Source organism: Streptomyces sp. Edi2, from assembly GCF_040253635.1.
Taxonomy (GTDB): Bacteria; Actinomycetota; Actinomycetes; order Streptomycetales; family Streptomycetaceae; genus Streptomyces.
In genome coordinates, this window is record NZ_JBEJGX010000003.1 from 2,270,054 (window position 1) to 2,288,748 (window position 18,695).

Consider the following 18,695-nt stretch of genomic DNA (forward strand, 5'->3'; position numbering starts at 1 on the left):
GGTGCGCTCGCCGCCGGCTGACGACGACAGCGGGGAGAAACGGTTAGTGATCCCGTGCGGTCAGCTCGCCGACCGCGTCGGCGAAGGCCTCGCCCCGCTTGTTGTAATTGACGAACATGTCCATCGAGGCACAGGCCGGGGCCAGCAGGACGGTGTCGCCGGGCTCGGCCAGGCGGCTCGCTTCCCTGACCGCCTCGGACATCGCCCCAGTGTCGGTCCGGTCGAGGTCGACCACCGGGACATCGGGGGCGTGTCGCGCCAGGGCTTCGCGGATCAGCGCCCGATCGGCACCGATCAGCACCGCACCGCGCAGCCGGGCCGCCGACTTCCGCACCAGCTCGTCGAAGGTCGCGCCCTTGGCGAGGCCGCCGGCGATCCACACGATGTGCTCGTACGCCGCCAACGACGCCTCGGCGGCGTGGGTGTTGGTGGCCTTGGAGTCGTCCACGTAGCCGACGCCGTCGAAGTCCGCGACGTGCTGGATGCGGTGGGCGTCCGGGTGGAAGGCACGCAGCCCGTCGCGTACGGCGGCGGGGGCCACCCCGAAGGCACGGGCCAGCGCCGCGGCCGCGAGGGCGTTGGCGATGTTGTGCGGGGCCGCGGGCGTGACGTCCGAGACCTCCGCGAGCTCCTGGGCCTGCTGCTGCCGGTTCTCCACGAAGGCACGGTCGACGAGGATGCCCTCGACGACGCCCAGTTGGGAGGGGCCGGGGGTGCCGAGGGTGAAGCCGATGGCGCGGCAGTCCTCCTCGACGTCGGCCGCCCGGACCAGTTCCTCGGTCGCCGGGTCGGCGGCGTTGTAGACACAGGCGACGGTGTTGCCTTCGTAGATACGGCCCTTGTCGGCGGCGTAGGCCGCCATGGAACCGTGCCAGTCCAGGTGGTCGGGGGCGAGGTTGAGGACGGCCGCGGAGTGTGCCCGTACGGAGGGCGCCCAGTGCAGCTGGTAGCTGGAGAGCTCGACGGCGAGGACGTCGTACGACGCGCCGTCCGGCTGCCCCTCGCCGAGCACCACGTCGACGAGCGGGACGCCGATGTTGCCGACGGCGGCGGTGCGCAGCCCCGCCGCCTCCAGGATCGAGGCCAGCATCCGGACGGTGGTGGTCTTGCCGTTGGTGCCGGTGACCGCCAGCCAGGGGGCGGAGTCGGGTCCGCGCAGCCGCCAGGCCAGTTCGACATCGCCCCACACCTCGACGCCCGCCTTCTCGGCCGCGGCGAAGAGCGGACTGGCCGGCTTCCACCCGGGGGTGGTGACGACCAGTTCCGTGCCCTCGGGGAGGGTGTCGCCGTCGCCCAGGCGGACGGTGGCCCCCAGCTTCTCCAGCTCGGCGGCCTGCGCACGCTCGCGCTCACCGTCGCTGCTGTTGACGACGGTGACGCGGGCGCCGAGGCCGGCCAGGGCGCGGGCGGCGGGAACGCCGCTCACGCCCAGGCCGGCAACGGTGATGCGCCGGCCCGCGAAGTCCGCCGGGCTCTGCATGGTCACTTTGCCGCCTGCCAGCCGCCGTAGAAGATGCCGAGTCCCACGATGACGCACATGCCCTGGATGATCCAGAACCGCACCACCACAAGGACTTCGGACCACCCCTTGAGTTCGAAGTGGTGCTGGAGTGGCGCCATCCGGAAGACCCGCTTACCGGTGAGCCGGAACGAGCCGACCTGGATCACCACGGACATCGTGATCAGGACGAAGAGACCACCGAGGATGGCCAGCAGCAGCTCCGTACGGGAGCAGATGGCCAGACCGGCCAGCGCGCCGCCCAGGGCCAGCGAACCGGTGTCCCCCATGAAGATCTTGGCAGGCGAGGTGTTCCACCACAGGAAGCCGAAGCAGGCGCCCATCAGGGCGGAGGCGACGACCGCGAGGTCGAGTGGATCGCGGACCTCGTAACAGCCCGGTCCCGCGGTGATCTGGTTGGCGCACGACTCCTGGTGCTGCCAGATGCCGATGAACGTGTACGCGCCGAAGACCATCACCGAGGCGCCGGTGGCGAGGCCGTCGAGGCCGTCGGTGAGGTTCACGCCGTTGGACATCGCCAGGATCATGAACAGGGCCCAGATCACGAAGATCACCGGGCCGATCTGCCAGCCGAAGTCCTGGGTGAAGGAGAGCCGGTCGGAGGCCGGGGTCTGTCCGCGCAGGTCGGCGAACTGGAGCGACAGCACCGCGAAGGCGATACCGACGATCAGCTGGCCGGCCATCTTGGCCTTGGCCCGCAGGCCCAGCGAACGCTGCTTGACGATCTTGATGTAGTCGTCGAGGAAGCCGACCAGGCCCATGCCCGCCATCAGGAACAGCACCAGCACACCGGAGAAGGTGGGGTCGCTGCTCGTGATGACCTTGGTCAGCACATAGGCGATGATCGTGGCCAGGATGAAGGCGATACCACCCATGGTGGGCGTACCGCGCTTGCTGTGGTGATCACGCGGGCCGTCATCGCGGATGAACTGCCCGTATCCCTTTTTGGCCAGCAGCTTGATCAGCACCGGAGTGCCGATCAGGGTCAGGAAGAGCCCGATCATTCCGGAGAAGAGGATCTGCTTCATCGAGTTCATCGGGACGCGGCTCCGCCCTCGGCGCCCGCAGCGCCCTCGAGGCCTGCGTCGTCCAGCAATGCTGCGGCCACCCGCTCCAGCCCCACCGACCTGGACGCCTTCACCAGCACGACGTCTCCCGGTCGCAGCTCGCTGCGCAACAGGTCGACCGCCGCCCGCGCGTCGGACACGTGCACCGACTCCTCACCCCACGAACCCTCGTTCTTGGCGCCCATGTCGAGCCAGGCCGCTTCCCTGCCGCCGACTGCCACGAGCTTGCTGACGTTGAGCCGGACGACCAGCCGTCCGACCGCGTCGTGTTCGGCGAGCGACTCCTCGCCGAGCTCGGCCATCTCACCGAGCACCGCCCACGTACGCCCGCCCTTCGCCTTGGCGGCTGTGCCCATCGCGACCAGCGCTCGCAGCGCCGCTCGCATGGACTCGGGGTTCGCGTTGTAGGCGTCGTTGACGACCGTCACGCCGTCCGCGCGCTCGGTGACCTCCATACGCCAGCGGGAGAGCGTGCCGGCTTCGGAGAGCGCGGTGGCGATCTCGTCCACGGACATGCCCAACTCATGGGCGACGGCGGCCGCGGCGAGCGCGTTCGACACGTGGTGCTCACCGTACAGCCGCATGGTCACATCACTGCACCCGGAGGGTGTGTGAAGCGTGAAGGAGGGCTGACCGGCATCCGTGATCCGGACATTCTCGGCACGTACGGCGGCGTCCGCGGCCTCACCGAACAGGATGGTGCGGGCCTTTGTGCGGGGGACCATGGCGCGCACATACGGGTCGTCGGCGTTGAGCACCGCGACCCCGCCGTCCTCGGCCGCCGGCAGCTGCTCGACGAGTTCGCCCTTGGCCAGGGCGATCTGCTCCCGGCCGCCGAACTCGCCGATGTGCGCGCTGCCGACGTTGAGCACCACACCGATCCTCGGCGGGGTCAGCCCGGCGAGGTAGCGGATGTGGCCGACGCCGCGGGCGCCCATCTCCAGGACGAGGTGGCGGGTGGTCTCATCGGCGCGCAGCGCGGTCAGCGGCAGCCCGATCTCGTTGTTGAGGTTGCCCTCCGGCCAGACCGTCGGGCCGGTGCGCTGCAGCAGCTGGGCGATCAGGTCCTTGGTGCTGGTCTTGCCGGCCGAGCCGGTCAGCCCGACGACGGTGGTGCCCAGCCGCTCGACGACGGCGCGGGCGAGCGCGCCGAGGGCGGCGACGACGTCGTCGACGACGATCGCGGGGACGCCGACGGGGCGGGCGGCCAGGACGGCCACCGCGCCGGCCTCGACGGCACCCGCCGCGAAGTCGTGGCCGTCGGCACGGTCACCGGCGAAGGCCACGAAGAGGGCGCCGGGGCCTACCGCACGGGAGTCCGCCACGACCGGCCCGGTCACCCGGCGGCCGTCGTCCGGTATGTCGTGCTGCCGGCCGCCGACGATGCTCGCGATCTCGGCGAGCGACAGGGAGATCACAGGTCACCCCCGGCGAGGGGCGGGCGGTGACGGTAAAGGGGTTGTGCGCGCATGGCGGTGTGTCATCCCTGGTGGTTCGGGGGCGGTGACTGCTGCGACTGCTGTGACTTCAGCGAATCCTCGATGGCATCGCGCAGCACCCGGCGGTCGTCGAAGGGGCGTACCACTCCGGCGATGTCCTGGCCCTGCTCGTGGCCCTTGCCCGCGACGATCACGGTGTCGCCGGACTCGGCGCGGGCGACGGCGGCGGCGATGGCGGTGGCCCGCTCTTCCTCGACCAGCACCGTGCCGCGTTCGTGGATGGGGACCTCCGCGGCGCCCGCGAGCATGGTGGCGAGGATCGAGAGCGGGTCCTCGCCGCGCGGGTTGTCGGAGGTCAGGATGGCCGTGTCGGCGAGCCGGGCCACCGCGGCACCCATCGGGCCGCGCTTGTGCGGGTCACGGTCGCCGCCGCAGCCGAGGACGGCGTGCAGCTTGCCGTCGGTGACCTTGCGCAGCGCGCGCAGAACCGATTCGACGGCGTCGGTCTTGTGGGCGTAGTCGACGACCGCCAGGTACGGCTGGCCGGCGTCGATGCGCTCCAGGCGGCCGGGGACGCCGGGCACCGCGGCGACACCGTCGGCCGCGGTCTGCGGGTCGATGCCGGCGACGACCAGCGAGACGATCGCGGCGAGCGCGTTGGCGACGTTGAACGGGCCGGCGATCGGGGACGCGGCACGCAGGGTCCGGCCGCCCGGGCCGTGCACGGTGAAGGTCGAGCCGAGCGCGCCGACCTCGACGTCCGAGGCCCGCCAGTCGGCGTCCGGGTGGCCCTCGGCGGAGAAGGTGGTGACCGGTACCTCGGACTCGCCCTCGGCCAGCCGCTTGCCGTACTCGTCGTCGAGGTTGACGACGCCGGCCCGGCTGCGGGCCTTGGTGAAGAGCTGGGCCTTGGCCTGGAAGTAGTCCTCCATCCCGGAGTGGAACTCCATGTGCTCCGGGCTGAGGTTGTTGAAGATCGCGACGTCGAAGACGCAGCCGTCGACCCGGCCGAGGACCAGGGCGTGGCTGGAGACCTCCATGGCGACCGCGCGGACGCCGCGCTCGCGCATCACGGCGAACAGCGCCTGCAGGTCGGTGGCCTCGGGGGTGGTGCGCTCGGACTTGATCCGCTCGTCGCCGATACGGGTCTCGACGGTGCCGATCAGGCCGGTGAGTCCCCCGTCGGCGTGCTTCGCGGCAGCCGCCCGCAGCCCGCCCTCGATGAGGTAGGCGGTGGTGGTCTTGCCGGAGGTGCCGGTGATGCCGATCTGGAGGAGGTCCTCGCCCGGCGCTCCGTAGATCGAGACGGCCAGGGAGCCCATCCGGGCGCGCGGGTTCTCGACGACGAGGGCCGGCAGGCCGGTCGCCGCGGCGCGCTCGGCGCCCGTCGGGTCGGTCAGGATCGCCGCGGCGCCGAGGTCGGCGGCCTGGGCGACGAAGTCGGCGCCGTGCAGACGGGCGCCGGGCAGCGCGGCATAGACGTCGCCGGGGCGGACCGCCCGGGAGTCATGGGTGATGCCGGTGACCATCACTGGCTGCGCGGCGTCAGCCGCTCCGGTGGAGCCGGTGCCTGCACCGGGATGGCCGGGATCCGGGGCGGGGCATCCCAGCTGCTCGGCCAGGTCCGCCAGGGGGGTGGGGCGGACCGTTTCAGGGCGCGGCGCGCCCGGATACGTACCGGACCCGCCCTTCTCGGCGTGCTGGGCTTTCGGGGACTGATCAGCGTGTGACACGGCGGTGAGCGTACCGGGCACCACCGGCCCGGGGCGAAGTGAGGGCCGTGGGGAGGAGCAGTTTCCCGCGACGGGGGTGCCGTCGGGGGTGCCGTCGGGAGTGATGGTCGTCACGGCGGAATTGCCTCGATTTCATTGGCCTGGCGTGAAGGTGACCGGCAGCCGCGGGGGCCCCGCGCCGGTCGGCGGGACCTGGAGGGTTTTCAGCGCGAAGGCCATGACCTGCTGGTAGATCGGGCCACAGACCTGGCCGCCGAAATAGCTGCCCGAGGTGGGGTTCTGCACGGCGCAGTAGACCGTGATGCGGGGCTTGTCGGCGGGTGCGAAGCCGGCGAAGGAGGCGGTGTAGCCGTGGTAGCGGCCGGTTTTGGGGTCCACCCGGTTGGACGTTCCGGTTTTGCCGCCGACGCGGTAGCCGTCGATCTTCGCCTTGGCTCCGGTGCCCTCCTCGTCGTCGACCACCGATTCGAGCATGGTGGCGAGGGTGCGCGCGGTCTTCGGGCTGACCACGCGGTTCCTGCCGGGCTTGGGCGCCGGTGCGTAGTGGCCGTCGGGTCCGGTGCTGCCGCGGACCAGGGTGGGGGCGATGCGCTCGCCGCCGTTGGCGATCGTGGAGTAGACGGAGGCGGCCTGTACGGCGTTGAGGGACAGTCCCTGGCCGAACGGGATGGTGAACTGCTGCGAGGTGTTCCAGTCCTGCGGCTTGGCCAGGATGCCGTCGGTCTCCCCGGGGAAGCCGAGCCCGGTCGGCTTCCCGATACCGAACTTCCGCAGGTACGAGTAGAGGACCTGGTTGGCCTGGGGCTGGGTCCGGCCGAGCTGGCCTGCGGCGAGGATCGTGCCGATGTTGCTGGACTTGGCGAGCACGCCGTTGAGCGTCAGATGCCAGGTGGCGTGGTCGACGTCGTCCGCGAACAGCCGGTCGCCGCGGTGCAGCCGGTTGGGCACGGTGACGCGGGTGGCGGACGTGGCGACGCCCTCCTCCAGGACGGCGGCCATCGACATCAGCTTGCTGGTGGACCCCGGCTCGAAGGCGTCGGAGAGCGCGGCATTGCCCAGCGCCTCCGGATCGGCCTTCGAGACCTCGTTGGGGTCGAACCCGGGGGCGTTGGCGAGCGCCAGGATCTCTCCGGTGCGGGTGTCCTGAACGACGACGTAGCCGCGGTCGGCGTTCGACTTGGCGACCTGCTCGGTGATGGCCTGCTGGGCGGCCCACTGGATGTCGCGGTCGAGGGTGAGCTCGACGTCGCTGCCGGGGACGGCGGGGTGTTCCTGGGTGTCGGCGGTGGGCACCCGGCGGCCGCCGGACTGGGCGTAGACGAGCTTGCCGTCCTTGCCCGCCAGCTGCTTGTTCAGCAGCGCCTCCAGGCCGCCACCGCCCTTGCCTGCCCCGTTGACGAAGCCGAGGACGCCGGAGGCGAGGTCCTTGTTCGGGTAGAGGCGCTTGCTGTGCTTGTCGGCGAAGATCCCGACCAGGACGTCGGGGCGGGGTGCGCTCTTGGGGGCGGCGGCCGCCTTGGCGTCGAGGCCGGCGCGCAGGTCCCTGATCCGCTTCCAGACCTGCGGGGAGCGCTGCCGGGCGAGCAGGACGTAGCGCGCCTTGGGCTGGTCGAGCTTGGCGGCCAGGGCGGCCTTGTCCTCGCCGAGGATCGGCGCGAGCAGCGCGGCGGCCCGCTGCGGAGCGTCGTGGATCTTGGTCTTGGCGGGCGCCAGCAGGCTCGGGTCGGCGGTGATGTCGTACGCGTCGACGGTGGTGGCGAGGTCCACGCCGTTGCGGTCGGTGATCGCACCGCGCTCGGCGGCCAGCTTGACCGGTACGTAGCGGTTCTCGTTGGCCTTGGCGGCGAACGCCCCGGCGTCCACGGCCTGCACCTGGAAGAGGCGTACGACGAAGACCAGCATGACCAGGGTCAGTGCGAGGGAGACCAGCCGCAGCCGGGGGCGCGGGCTGCCCAGGCGGAGCACCGGGGACCCGGAGCGGGGGCGTGCGGGGCGGCGGGCAGGGGGCCTCGGGCCCGGCCGGGGCGCGGGGCGTCCGGCGGGCGGGCGGCCGCCGCGGCCACCGGCCTGGCCGCCGCGACCGCCCGCCTGGCCGCCGCGCTGGGCGGGGCGGGGCACCCGGCGGGGGTCCCTGGGCTCGGTCATGCCGCGATCACCTGCCGGAGGTCGTCGGGGGGAGGGCGGCCGGGGCGCCGGGCGCGGGTGAAGGTGCGGATGCGGGCGCGGGCGCGAACGCGGTGGAGGCGGTATCGGTGAACGGGGCGCGCAGGTCGGAGGAGACCAGAGCGGCCGGGACGGCTCGGGCGGCCGGGGCGGCGGGGTCGCCGGAATCGCCGGAGGGCCGCACGAGGCTGTCCGGGACCGGCCTGCCGGCGAGGGCCGGCACCGGCGGGACGGGCGGGGCTGCCGGGAGCCGCTGGGCGGACGGGGCACGGTGGCCGGACGCGCTCGATGCCGACGGCTCGGCGGAGGTGCTCAGCGGCGCGCCGTCCGACGTGGCCGGGCCCGTCCTGCCGCGGATGGTGCCGTCCGGGAGCAGGAACGCGGGGCTGCCACCCGGCACCATGCCCAGCCGGCGGGCCCGCCGCTCCAGCGGGCCCGGGGCGGAGTACGCGTCCACGTCCTGCTGCAGCGCCTGCTGCTCGTCCGTCAGCTCGTCGGTCTTCTTCTCCAGCTTGCTGAGCTCGAACGACCCCTGGTTGAGGGCGGAGTTGAGCAGCAGCAGGGTGATCAGGCCGGAGCCGAGCAGGACGACGATGAGGACCACGAAGGGCGTGCGCGCCGCGGTGGCGGCGGATCCGCCGGAGGGGAACAGCGAGGCAAGACGTTTCTGTCTGCCGCGCGGCCTCCCCTGGCCTTTCATGCGGTGTCCTCGACGTTCTCGCGGATACGCTCCGCGCCGCGCAGCCGGGCGGGGGCGGCGCGGCGGTTCTCGGCGACCTCCTCCTCCGTGGGGAGTTCGGCGCCGCGGGTCAGCAGCTTGAGCCGGGGCTGGTAGCGCTCGGGCACGACCGGCAGCCCGGCGGGCGCCGTATTGGCCGCTCCGGCCGCGAAGACTTGCTTGACCAGCCGGTCCTCCAGCGAGTGGTAGGCGAGCACGGCGATCCGGCCGCCCACGGCGAGCGCCTTCACGGCGGCCGGGACGGCGCGCTCGACACTCGCCAGCTCGCCGTTGACCTCGATGCGCAGCGCCTGGAAGGTGCGCTTGGCGGGGTTGCCGCCGGTGCGCTTGGCGGCCTGCGGCAGCGCGTCCCGGATCAGCTCGACCAGCCGTGCACTGGTGGTGAACGGCTCCTTGGCACGCTCCTTGACGACGGCCTCGACGATCCGCTTGGCCTGCTTCTCCTCCCCGTAGGAGCGCAGGATCCGGACCAGCTCACCGGGCGCATAGGTGTTGAGGACGTCCGCGGCGCTGATGCCGGTCGTCTGGTCCATCCGCATGTCCAGCGGGGCGTCCTGCGCATACGCGAAGCCGCGGTCGGCCTCGTCGAGCTGCATGGAGGACACGCCGAGGTCGAACAGGACGCCCTGGACGCGCGGGGTGCCGAGACGGTCGAGGACCTCGGGGAGCTCGTCGTAGACGGCGTGCACCAGGGTGGCGCGCTCTCCGTAGGGGGCGAGCCGTTCGCCCGCCAGCTTCAGGGCCGAGGTGTCCCGGTCGAGGGCGATGAGCCGGGCCGCCGGGAAGGTGGCGAGCAGCGCCTCGCTGTGCCCTCCGAGGCCGAGCGTGCAGTCGACGACGACCGCGCCGGGCTCGGCGAGGGCGGGGGCGAGCATGTCCAGGCACCGCTGGAGCATGACGGGGACGTGGCGAGTGCTGTTGGTCATGCGAGGGCCCCGCTGCCCTCGGCCCGCCTGCGGGCGCCGGGTGCGCACTGCTTCCTGAATCGCTCGCTACGCTCGCTCATGTGCCTTCCGATGGGCTGGGCGGCAGGTGGGGCCCCGGCCGCTGGCTGGGGGATGCCGCACGTACCGCTTGGTCCCCGCCCGCTCTGAAGGGGAAGTGGCCCTCCGGCGACGGGGAAGTGACGTCGGAAGACCATGGGAGCGGGAGGAGGCCGAGCCGTACGTACGACGCGCGCACGCGAGGAATCCGGTATCCAAGGAGAGCGTCACGCCTCCCACTTCGCGCCACTTTAGTCCACCGGTCGCCCCGGTCAATCAACCGGTTGCGCGCGTCCTGCGACGGCTTTCGCACCGCCTTCGCCGCGGGCTTCTCACCCGGACGGCGGCGACACGGACGGCCCTGTGGATTACCTCACATGGAGTGACGTTGCCCCGTATGCCCGGCCCCTCATGCGGCCGGAACGACAGGCGGCGATTACCGTGAATCCATGCCCATACCTGCATCGCAGCCGCTGCCCTCGTCCGACGGAGTCACCGGCACCCGTGCCGGTGACTCCGTCACGGACGGTCTCGTCGAGGCGAACCGGCGCTACGCCGAGGCCTTCACCGACCCCGGGATGGACGCCCGGCCCGTCCAAAAAGTCGCCGTCGTGGCCTGTATGGACGCCCGGCTCGACCTGCACAAGGCGCTCGGCCTCGAACTCGGCGACTGCCACACCATCCGCAATGCCGGCGGGGTGGTCACCGACGACATCATCCGGTCCCTGACCATCAGCCAGCGTGCCCTGGGCACCCGCTCGGTCGTCCTCATCCACCACACCGGTTGCGGTCTGCTCAGCCTGACCGAGGACTTCCGCCACGACCTGGCGGCCGAGGTCGGACAGCGTCCCACCTGGGCGGTCGAGGCGTTCAAGGACCTCGACGAGGACGTACGGCAGTCCATGGAGCGGGTGCGCACCTCGCCCTTCCTCCCGCACACCGACGATGTCCGCGGCTTTGTCTTCGACGTGACCACGGGACTGCTGCGGGAGATCGATCCGCAGCGCTGACGCACCCCGGCCCCGGCCTCTCTGACGTGCGAACGGGAACGAAAAGTCGCATTCGTCGCGAAGGCCGGGGCCTATCCTTGTGAGTTATCCACAGGTCATGACGCGAAGCCGCGCGGGCGGCAAGAATGCGGGGGTGACGTCGTCCCGGCGGTGGCCGGGTGCGACGCCACGTTCGGGGTGGGCCGGTCCGCAAGGGGGCATCGGCCCGTAGTACGGGGCCGAGGAGGGCCGAGTGACGGCGTATGACGAACGAGCGACCCTTGGGGGTCCCCCCGCGCATGGGCGTCCCCCCGCCCGAGCGGAGCCGGGAGTGGGGGCACAGCCGACCGCAGGGGGAGATCTGATCACCACCGCGGAGCGTGTCCACCGGTCGGTGGAGGGCGTGATCGAGGGCAAGCCGGAGGTCGTACGGCTCGCGCTGACGGTGCTGCTGGCCGAGGGGCATCTGCTGATCGAGGATGTGCCCGGCGTCGGCAAGACCATGCTCGCCAAGGCACTCGCCCGCTCCATCGACTGCTCGGTGCGGCGCATCCAGTTCACGCCCGACCTGCTGCCCTCCGACATCACGGGCGTCAGCATCTTCGACCAGCAGCAGCGGGACTTCGAGTTCAAGCCCGGTGCGATCTTCTCCCAGATCGTGATCGGCGACGAGATCAACCGCGCCTCGCCCAAGACCCAGTCGGCGCTCCTGGAGTCCATGGAGGAGCGCCAGGTGACCATGGACGGGCAGACCTACGAGCTGCCCACCCCGTTCATGGTGGTCGCCACCCAGAACCCGGTCGAGATGGAGGGCACCTACCCCCTCCCCGAGGCACAGCGGGACCGCTTCATGGCGCGGGTGTCCATCGGCTACCCCAGCCCGTCGGCCGAGCTGCAGATGCTGGACGTGCACGGCGGTGCCTCACCGCTCGACGACCTCCAGCCGGTGGCACACGCCCACGAGATCGTGAAGCTGATCGAGGCGGTGCGTACGGTCCATGTCGCCGAAACGGTGCGCAGATACACCGTGGACCTGGTGGCGGCCACCCGCAGCCATCCCGAGCTGCGGCTCGGCGCCTCACCGCGGGCGACCCTCCACCTGATGCGCGCCGCCAAGGCCTCGGCCGCGCTCATGGGGCGGGAGTACGCCCTCCCGGACGACGTCCAGTCGCTGGCGGTGGCGGTGCTCGCGCACCGGCTGCTGCCCACCGCCCAGGCCCAGTTGAACCGCCGGACGGCCGAGCAGATCGTGCTGGAGATCCTGCGGCGCGTCCCGGTCCCCGACCCGTCCGCTCAGGCATGGCGGACACCCGGTCAGCAGCCGCCCGGCGTACGGGGGTTGTGATGTCCGAGGGGGGCGGCGAGGGGACGGCGGAGCACAGCGGACTGCGGGCGGCCCTCGGGGGGCTGACGACACGGGGCAGATCGTTCCTGGCAGCCGGGCTGGCTGCCGTGGCGTGCTCCTACCTCCTGGGGCAGCCGGATCTGCTGCGGGTCGGGCTGCTGCTCGCCGCCCTCCCGCTGGTGTGCGTCCTGGTGCTGCACCGCACCCGCTACCGGGTCGCGGGCAACCGTACGCTCTCCCCCGCCCGGGTGCCCGCGACCGCCGAGTCCCGGGTCCGGCTGCGGATGGAGAACGTCTCCCGGCTGCCGACGGGCGTGCTGATGCTCCAGGACCGGGTGCCCTACGTCCTCGGCCCCCGGCCGCGCTTCGTCCTGGACCGGGTCGAGCCCGGCGGCCGCCGCGAGGTCTCCTACCGCGTACGCGCCGACCTGCGCGGACGCTACCCGCTGGGGCCGCTGCAGCTGCGGCTCTCCGATCCGTTCGGGATGTGCGAGCTGACCCGCTCGTTCAGCACCGTCGACACCCTGACGGTGGTGCCGCGGGTCGAACCGCTGCCGCCGGTGCGGCTGGCCGGCGAGGCCGCCGGGTACGGCGACGGGCGCCAGCGCTCCCTGGCGCTGGCCGGTGAGGACGACCTCATTCCGCGCGGCTACCGGCACGGCGACGATCTGCGCCGGGTCCACTGGCGCTCCACCGCGCGCCACGGCGAGCTGATGGTCCGCAGGGAGGAGCAGCCGCAGAAGGCGCGCTGCACGGTCCTGCTCGACACCCGCGCCGTCGCCCACCCCGGGGCGGGTCCCGACTCGGCTTTCGAGTGGGCGGTGGCGGGCGCCGCTTCGGCCGCGGCACACCTCCTGGAGCGCGGCTTCGCGGTGCGGCTGCTGACCGACACCGGCACCTCGGTGCCCGGTCCCGACAGCGCCGGCGGCTTCGCGGGCGGGGACGGATCCGCCGACGCCGTGGGCCTGCTGCTGGACACCCTCGCGGTCGTGGACCACTCGGAGGCAGAGGGGCTGTCGGCGGCCTACGACGCCGTGCGCGCCGGAGACGAAGGCGTGCTGATCGCCTTCTTCGGCGATCTGGACGAGGAGCAGGCGGCGGTCGCCGGACGGATACGGCAGCGCTGCGGCGCGGCCGTCGCCTTCGTCCTGGACGGCGACGCCTGGACGCGGGGCCCCGGTGGGATCAGATTCGCCGCCGGCCAGGTGCCTGTGGCCGAACGGGTGCGGCTGCTGCGCCGGGCGGGCTGGACGGCACTGCCGGTGACTCCCGGCGACGCGCTCGCCGACCTGTGGCGCGCGGCCGCGGACCGTGCCGGGGCGGAGCCTCAGCGCCCGGCCGACGCAAGCGCGCCGGAGACGGTGGCCGGGGGCCGGTCATGAACGGGGGCGTGGAGATCGGCCGGGTGACGGACAAGCGGCTGCGCGGGGACGGGTGGCCGGGTGCCCCCACCCCCCGCGGCCGGGTCGGCGGACCGTACGGGCGGTGCCCCGGTCCCGAGGGAAACGAGGCACGGGCATGAGCGGCCGGGCGCGGCTGGCGGTGTGCGCGGCGGTGGCCACCCTGTGTGCCGCCGGTGCGCTGCTGCCGCTGGTGGATCCGATCACCTGGGTGTTCGAGGCAGCGATCCTGCTTGCCCTCATGAGCGGCGTGGGCGCGGCGGCCCGCCGGGTGCCCCTCGCCGGGCCGCTGACCATCGGCGTCCAGGCCCTGGCCGCCGTGCTGCTGATGACCCTGCTGTTCGTCAGGGACGAGGCGGTCCTCGGGCTGCTGCCCGGCCCGGACGCCCTCGCGGAATTCGGCCGGCTGCTGCAGGACGGCGTGAGCGACGTCGGCCGGTACGCCATTCCCGCCCCCGTCACCCCCGGCATCCGGTTGCTGCTCGTCCTGGGCGTGCTGGTGATCGGCCTGGCGGTGGACGCGCTGGCGGTCACCTACCGCAGCGCCGCGCCCGCCGGGCTGCCGCTGCTCGCGCTGTACTCCGTGGCGGCGGGACTGTCCCAGGGCGGCGCGGGCTGGCTGCTGTTCCTGATCGCGGCGGCCGGCTATCTGCTGCTTCTGCTGGCCGAGGGCCGCGACCGGCTCTCCCAGTGGGGCCGGGTGTTCGGCGGTCCGGGCGCCGGAGCGGGCCGGCCGGGCGGCGGACGGGGGTTCGCGGCCGGCACCGACGCGCCGGCGTCCGCCCCGGTCCGTACGGGCCGCAGGATCGGCGCGATGGCGCTCGGGCTCGCCGTGGTGGTGCCCGCCGTGCTGCCCTCCCTCGGCGGCGGGTTGCTGGGCACCTCCGGCAACGGCACGGGCCCCGGCGGCGGTGGCACGATCTCCGCGGTGAACCCACTGGTGTCGCTGCAGGACAGCCTCAACCAGCCCGAGGACAAAGAAGTCCTCAACTACCGCACGACCGCCTCCGACACCCGCGATCTGTATCTGCGGATCGTCGCCCTCGACCAGTTCGACGGCACGACCTGGAAGCCGTCCGAGCGCACGGTCACGGACGTCCCCGAGCAGCTTCCGCGACCGCCCGGCCTGAGCTCCGCGGTCGACCTCAACCGGATCAACACCTCCATCTCGACCGCCGGATGGTACGCCCAGAACTGGCTGCCGCTCCCCTATCCGGCGTCCAGGGTGGACATCTCCGGGCGCTGGCGCTTCGAGCCCCAGGGCCGCACCCTCGTCGGGGACCGCGGGCAGAACACCCACGGGCTGCAGTACCAGGTCGAGAGCCTGCAGGTGCGGCCCACCTCCGGGCAGCTGGCCGCCGCGCCGGCGCCGCCCGCCGACCTGCTGCGCGAGTACACCAAGGTCCCGGACTCGCTGCCGCCCGTCGTCCGCGACACCGCCCGCCGGGTCACCCGCGGCGCACCGACCACCTACGCCAAGGCCGTCAAGCTGCAGGACTGGTTCGCGCTCAACGGCGGCTTCAGCTACAACACGGACGTCCGGGCGGGCAGCGGTTCCGAGGCCATTGCGCGGTTCCTGCGGCAGAAGGAGGGCTTCTGCGTCCACTTCTCCTTCTCGATGGCGGCGATGGCGCGGACGCTGGGCATCCCGGCCCGGGTCGCGGTCGGTTTCACCCCGGGCACCAAGCAGCCCGACGGCACGACCTCGGTCGGCCTCAAGGACGCACACGCCTGGCCCGAGCTGTACTTCCAGGGCATCGGCTGGACCCGCTTCGAGCCGACCCCGAGCCGCGGCAGCATCCCTGACTACGCGTCCCCCGACACCCCGGGCGCGGCCGATCCCGGCAGCCCTGACCCGGTGCCCTCCCGGTCCGCGGCCCCCTCGGAGGAGCCGTCCGCCGACCCGTCGTGCGGCCCCGGCCAACAGCGGTCCGGCCCGGGCTCCGGTTCCGGCCCGGGATCCGGTTCAGGGTGCCTCACGCTGCCCGCTGAGAGCGGGAGCACCCGCCCGCCGGAGGACGGCTCGTCCCTCTGGGCGGCCACCGGTATCGCGCTGGCAGCCCTGCTGGTCCTGCTGCTGCCCGTGGTCCCGCTGCTGTGGCGGCTGCGGACGCGGTCCGGACGGCTGGCGGACGCCGGCCCGGACGGGGACGTCGGGGCGGGCACCCTCGCCGCCTGGCGGGAGCTGCAGGACACCGCCTGGGACTTCGGCATCCTGCCGGACGAGTCGCTGACTCCGCGCAGGGCGGCCGCGCGGATCATCCGTCTCGGAGAGCTGCCACCGGAGCCCGCCGCGGCCGCCCAGCGCGTTGCGGCGGCGGTGGAGCAGGTCCTGTACGCACCGCAACCGCAGCCGGTGTCCGGACTCGCCGCGGAGGTGCAACAGGTGCGGGCCGGGTTGCGGGACGGCGCGACCCGTGGTGTGCGGCTGCGCGCCCAGCTCGCCCCGCGTTCGGCGGCGCGGCTCCGTTGGGCCTGGTCAGCGCGCTGGACGGGGTGGCTGGTCCGGTGTCGCAGCAGTCGGCCGGTGGCCTCGGTACGGCGTGCGGCGGCCGCCGTCCGGCCGGGCCGGCAGCGGGCATGACCACGAGGCCCGCCGCAGGTGCCTCCCGAAGCGCCGGAACGCCGGGCTCAGCGCGAAAGCAATGAGCCCGGCTCGGCCTTTGGCGAGTGGAGAAGGCCCGGCGGAAAGAGCGGCGCGGAGAGCAAGGAGAAAACAGCGGGAAGAAATGCCGGAAAAGCAGCAGGAGAAATGGATTCGGAAAAGAAAGGCGGGAGTAACTGCTGAAGCTCGATCGGGCTCACCGGAGCGGGGCCCTTTGAACCCCGTCCGGGCAGTCCAGCGGTTGCGCTCCCCGCCCCGTCGGCTCAAAGGGCCTGCTGTTCCTCAGCGACCCTGGTTACTCAGCGACCCTGCTGTTACTCAGTAGCTGGAGGTTGCTAGCTGGAGGTTGCTCAATGGCCCTGCGGTTGCTCAGTGGCCCTGCTGTTCGTCCCTGCGCCGCTGCCAGCGGTCCTCGATGCGGTTCATCATCGAGCGCCGCTGCCTGGCCTGTCGGCGCGCCGGTGCACCACCTCCGGAACCCGCGCCGGACTGCTGCGCACCTGGCTTGGGGGCCTTGCGCCAGCCCGTGACCGCCAGCACTGCGCAGCCGAGCATGACGAGGAATCCCACCACGCTGATCCAGATCTGCTGCGCGACCATGCCGGCCATGAGCAGGGCGATACCCACCAGGAAGCCCGCGACCGCTTGGTAGACCCGTCGCCGGGTATACGTACGCAGCCCGCTTCCCTCAAGCGCTGTCGCGAACTTGGGATCTTCGGCGTACAGCGCTCGCTCCATTTGCTCGAGCATGCGCTGCTCGTGCTCCGAGAGCGGCACGGAGTCCTCCTACTCGTCGGTCGCGGGGGCGACCGGGGTGCGACCCTTTCAGGATAGGCAGGGAATCGTCCCCGTGAAACCCGCCCCTCGACGCCAATTCACTGTCCGGGCCGCCGCGGCGACCGGTGGTGATGCTGCCTGCATTCCCCACTCGCCTGTCCGCCATGCCGGAACGTCGTACCCCGATCATACGGGGCGAAGGGGCTGATCGGGTGGTCTGTGGCCGACTGCACGCGGTAGCCGGGTGTGCCGGGTGGGTCAGTCGCGCTCGGCGAGGACGTGCAACTGCGTGGCCACGGAGTGGAAGGCGGGCTGTTCGGCCGCGGCCGCTTCGAGCTTCAGCAGGGCGTCCATGGCGCCCGGCTCGGTGTCGACGAGCACCCCGGGGACGAGGTCGGCGAAGACCCGCACGCCGTGCACCGCTCCGACCTGCAGACCCGTGGCGGACACCAGGTCGGTGAGCTGGTCGGCGGTGAACCGGCGCGGCATCGGGTCGCCCTCGCCCCAGCGTCCGGACGGGTCGGTGAGGGCCTGGTGGGCCTCGGTGAAGTGGCCCGCGAGGGCGCGTGCGAGGACCGCGCCGCCCAGACCGGCCGCGAGCAGGCTGAGGGTGCCGGCCGGGCGCAGCGCGTCGACGGCGTTGCGGACGCCCTCGGCCGGATCGTCGACGTACTCCAGCACGCCGTGGCAGAGCACGACGTCATGGCCGCCGCGCTCGACGACGTCGAACAGGCCGTGGGCGTCGCCCTGCACCGCGCGTACCCGGTCGGCGACGCCCGCCTCCGCGGCGCGGCGCTCCAGGGCGAAGAGGGCGTTGGGGCTGGGGTCGACGACCGTGACGCGGTGGCCGAGGCGGGCGACCGGCACGGCGAAGTTGCCGGTGCCGCCGCCGGTGTCGAGGACGTCCAGGGCGTCGCGCCCGGCGGCCTTGACCCGGCGCTCCAGGGCGCCCTTGAGGACGTCCCAGACCACGGCGGTACGAAGGGAGGCGCGGGGGCGCAGCGGGTCAGACACGGCGGGTGGCTCCTCGGCGGGGGCATGAACGTCTAGGCGTCCACCACCCTATTCCGTCCCACGCCGTCGAGCGTCCGCCGTCCGCGGAGCCGGTCGGGGGCGGGGGGCGGGCAGGGCGCCGGGGAGGCAGGGGCGCCGGGGGTGGGTGGCCTTGGAGGGCATGACCCGGCGGTGGGGGGCGTTGCCGGCGGGCGCCGCCTTTTCGCCTTTCCCCTCCCCTCCCCGGGCCCCGCCCCTCCCCACCCCACTCCCCCATCGCCGACTCCCCGGCCCCCCGCCTCGCCGCCCCGGCTCGGCCCCCGGCCCGCCGCCGTGATTGCGCCGTTCCTATCCCGCCCGCTGTGGGGGCAGCGACGGCTGGAGGAACAGCATCCGCTCCACCAGGCGCAGGAACATGGCGGCGTCGCGCAGCAGATCGTCGGCGTCCCGGCGGCAGGCCGCGCCGGTTATACCGGCCTCGGCTTTCGCCCGGCGGGCGGCACCGGCGGCGAAGAGGGCGCTCCACTCGGCGAGTTCGGGCGCGACCTCGGGAAGAACCTCCCAGGCACTGCGGATACGCTGCCTGCGGCGCACGGTGCTCTCCGGCCGGCCGCGGACGGCGAGGACGGCGGCAGCGGTGCGCAGTGCGGCCAGATGGGCCGTGGCGAACTGCTCGTTGGGGGTTTCCAGGGTCTGTGCTTCGTCGAGGCCCTGCTGGGCCTGGGTGAGCAAGGTGAGGGCGGCGGGTGGCGCGGCCGCCCGCCGCAGGACGGGGTGGACATCGCTCGGGGGGCCGTACGCAGCGGAGCTGCCCCCGCTGGGACGAGCTGCCATGACGAACCTCCTGTCGTCGCATACCGGTTCGGGACCGAATGCGGTCGGGACCGTATGAAGCCATCGTGACGTACGCCACTGACAATCGGCACTGACCTGCACTTTCGTT

The 18,695-nt window shown here is 72.8% G+C and carries 14 protein-coding genes; 4 read left to right on the plus strand and 10 right to left on the minus strand.

Annotated features, from left to right (window positions below):
- Nucleotides 1-43: 43 nt before the first annotated feature.
- The 7 genes from murD to rsmH form a co-directional block, all read right to left on the minus strand.
- On the minus strand, nucleotides 44-1,480 hold the full coding sequence (gene murD, locus ABR737_RS13430; protein ID WP_502964479.1) for a UDP-N-acetylmuramoyl-L-alanine--D-glutamate ligase: 1,437 nt from the start codon (nucleotides 1,478-1,480) through the stop codon (nucleotides 44-46).
- A gap of 2 nt (nucleotides 1,481-1,482) precedes the next feature.
- Nucleotides 1,483-2,547: a phospho-N-acetylmuramoyl-pentapeptide-transferase gene (gene mraY / locus ABR737_RS13435; RefSeq protein WP_030085860.1), complete on the minus strand. Its 1,065-nt coding sequence runs from the start codon at nucleotides 2,545-2,547 to the stop codon at nucleotides 1,483-1,485.
- 5 nt (nucleotides 2,548-2,552) lie between these two features.
- Nucleotides 2,553-4,004 (minus strand): UDP-N-acetylmuramoyl-tripeptide--D-alanyl-D-alanine ligase, encoded by a 1,452-nt coding sequence (locus ABR737_RS13440; RefSeq protein WP_350250411.1) that lies wholly within the window; start codon nucleotides 4,002-4,004, stop codon nucleotides 2,553-2,555.
- 62 nt (nucleotides 4,005-4,066) lie between these two features.
- Nucleotides 4,067-5,872, minus strand: coding sequence for a UDP-N-acetylmuramoyl-L-alanyl-D-glutamate--2,6-diaminopimelate ligase (locus ABR737_RS13445; protein ID WP_502964314.1), 1,806 nt, complete (start codon nucleotides 5,870-5,872; stop codon nucleotides 4,067-4,069).
- An 18-nt stretch (nucleotides 5,873-5,890) separates the two neighbouring features.
- Entirely contained in the window at nucleotides 5,891-7,903 is a 2,013-nt protein-coding gene (locus ABR737_RS13450; RefSeq protein ID WP_350250412.1) for a peptidoglycan D,D-transpeptidase FtsI family protein, read from the minus strand.
- 7 nt (nucleotides 7,904-7,910) lie between these two features.
- On the minus strand, nucleotides 7,911-8,621 hold the full coding sequence (ftsL, locus tag ABR737_RS13455; RefSeq protein ID WP_350250413.1) for a cell division protein FtsL: 711 nt from the start codon (nucleotides 8,619-8,621) through the stop codon (nucleotides 7,911-7,913).
- Nucleotides 8,618-9,586 carry a 16S rRNA (cytosine(1402)-N(4))-methyltransferase RsmH gene (rsmH, locus tag ABR737_RS13460; RefSeq protein ID WP_350250414.1) on the minus strand — a complete coding sequence of 323 codons (969 nt, stop codon included), beginning with the start codon at nucleotides 9,584-9,586 and terminating at the stop codon, nucleotides 8,618-8,620. Before rsmH ends, ftsL begins: the two co-directional genes overlap by 4 nt.
- Before the next feature lie 506 nt (nucleotides 9,587-10,092).
- On the opposite strand from rsmH, the gene ABR737_RS13465 reads away from it, so the two are divergent.
- The 4 genes from ABR737_RS13465 (at nucleotide 10,093) to ABR737_RS13480 (ending at nucleotide 15,961) form a co-directional block, all read left to right on the plus strand.
- Nucleotides 10,093-10,653, plus strand: coding sequence for a beta-class carbonic anhydrase (locus ABR737_RS13465; RefSeq protein WP_350250415.1), 561 nt, complete (start codon nucleotides 10,093-10,095; stop codon nucleotides 10,651-10,653).
- Between the two features lie 310 nt (nucleotides 10,654-10,963).
- Nucleotides 10,964-11,977, plus strand: a complete 1,014-nt coding sequence (locus tag ABR737_RS13470; RefSeq protein WP_350250416.1) for an AAA family ATPase — start codon at nucleotides 10,964-10,966, stop codon at nucleotides 11,975-11,977.
- Complete coding sequence (locus ABR737_RS13475) at nucleotides 11,977-13,359, plus strand: DUF58 domain-containing protein (RefSeq protein ID WP_350250417.1); 1,383 nt, start codon at nucleotides 11,977-11,979, stop codon at nucleotides 13,357-13,359. Before ABR737_RS13470 ends, ABR737_RS13475 begins: the two co-directional genes overlap by 1 nt.
- Before the next feature lie 136 nt (nucleotides 13,360-13,495).
- Nucleotides 13,496-15,961 (plus strand): transglutaminase TgpA family protein, encoded by a 2,466-nt coding sequence (locus ABR737_RS13480; protein WP_350250418.1) that lies wholly within the window; start codon nucleotides 13,496-13,498, stop codon nucleotides 15,959-15,961.
- A gap of 390 nt (nucleotides 15,962-16,351) precedes the next feature.
- Here ABR737_RS13480 and ABR737_RS13485 read toward each other — a convergent pair whose 3' ends face one another.
- The 3 genes from ABR737_RS13485 to ABR737_RS13495 form a co-directional block, all read right to left on the minus strand.
- A complete protein-coding gene (locus ABR737_RS13485) occupies nucleotides 16,352-16,759 on the minus strand; it encodes an SCO2097 family morphological protein (protein ID WP_350250419.1) in 408 nt (135 codons plus the stop codon).
- Between the two features lie 258 nt (nucleotides 16,760-17,017).
- Nucleotides 17,018-17,773, minus strand: coding sequence for a methyltransferase (locus ABR737_RS13490; RefSeq protein ID WP_350250420.1), 756 nt, complete (start codon nucleotides 17,771-17,773; stop codon nucleotides 17,018-17,020).
- Between the two features lie 327 nt (nucleotides 17,774-18,100).
- Entirely contained in the window at nucleotides 18,101-18,586 is a 486-nt protein-coding gene (locus ABR737_RS13495) for an SAV_6107 family HEPN domain-containing protein (RefSeq protein WP_350250421.1), read from the minus strand.
- Nucleotides 18,587-18,695: the final 109 nt, after the last annotated feature.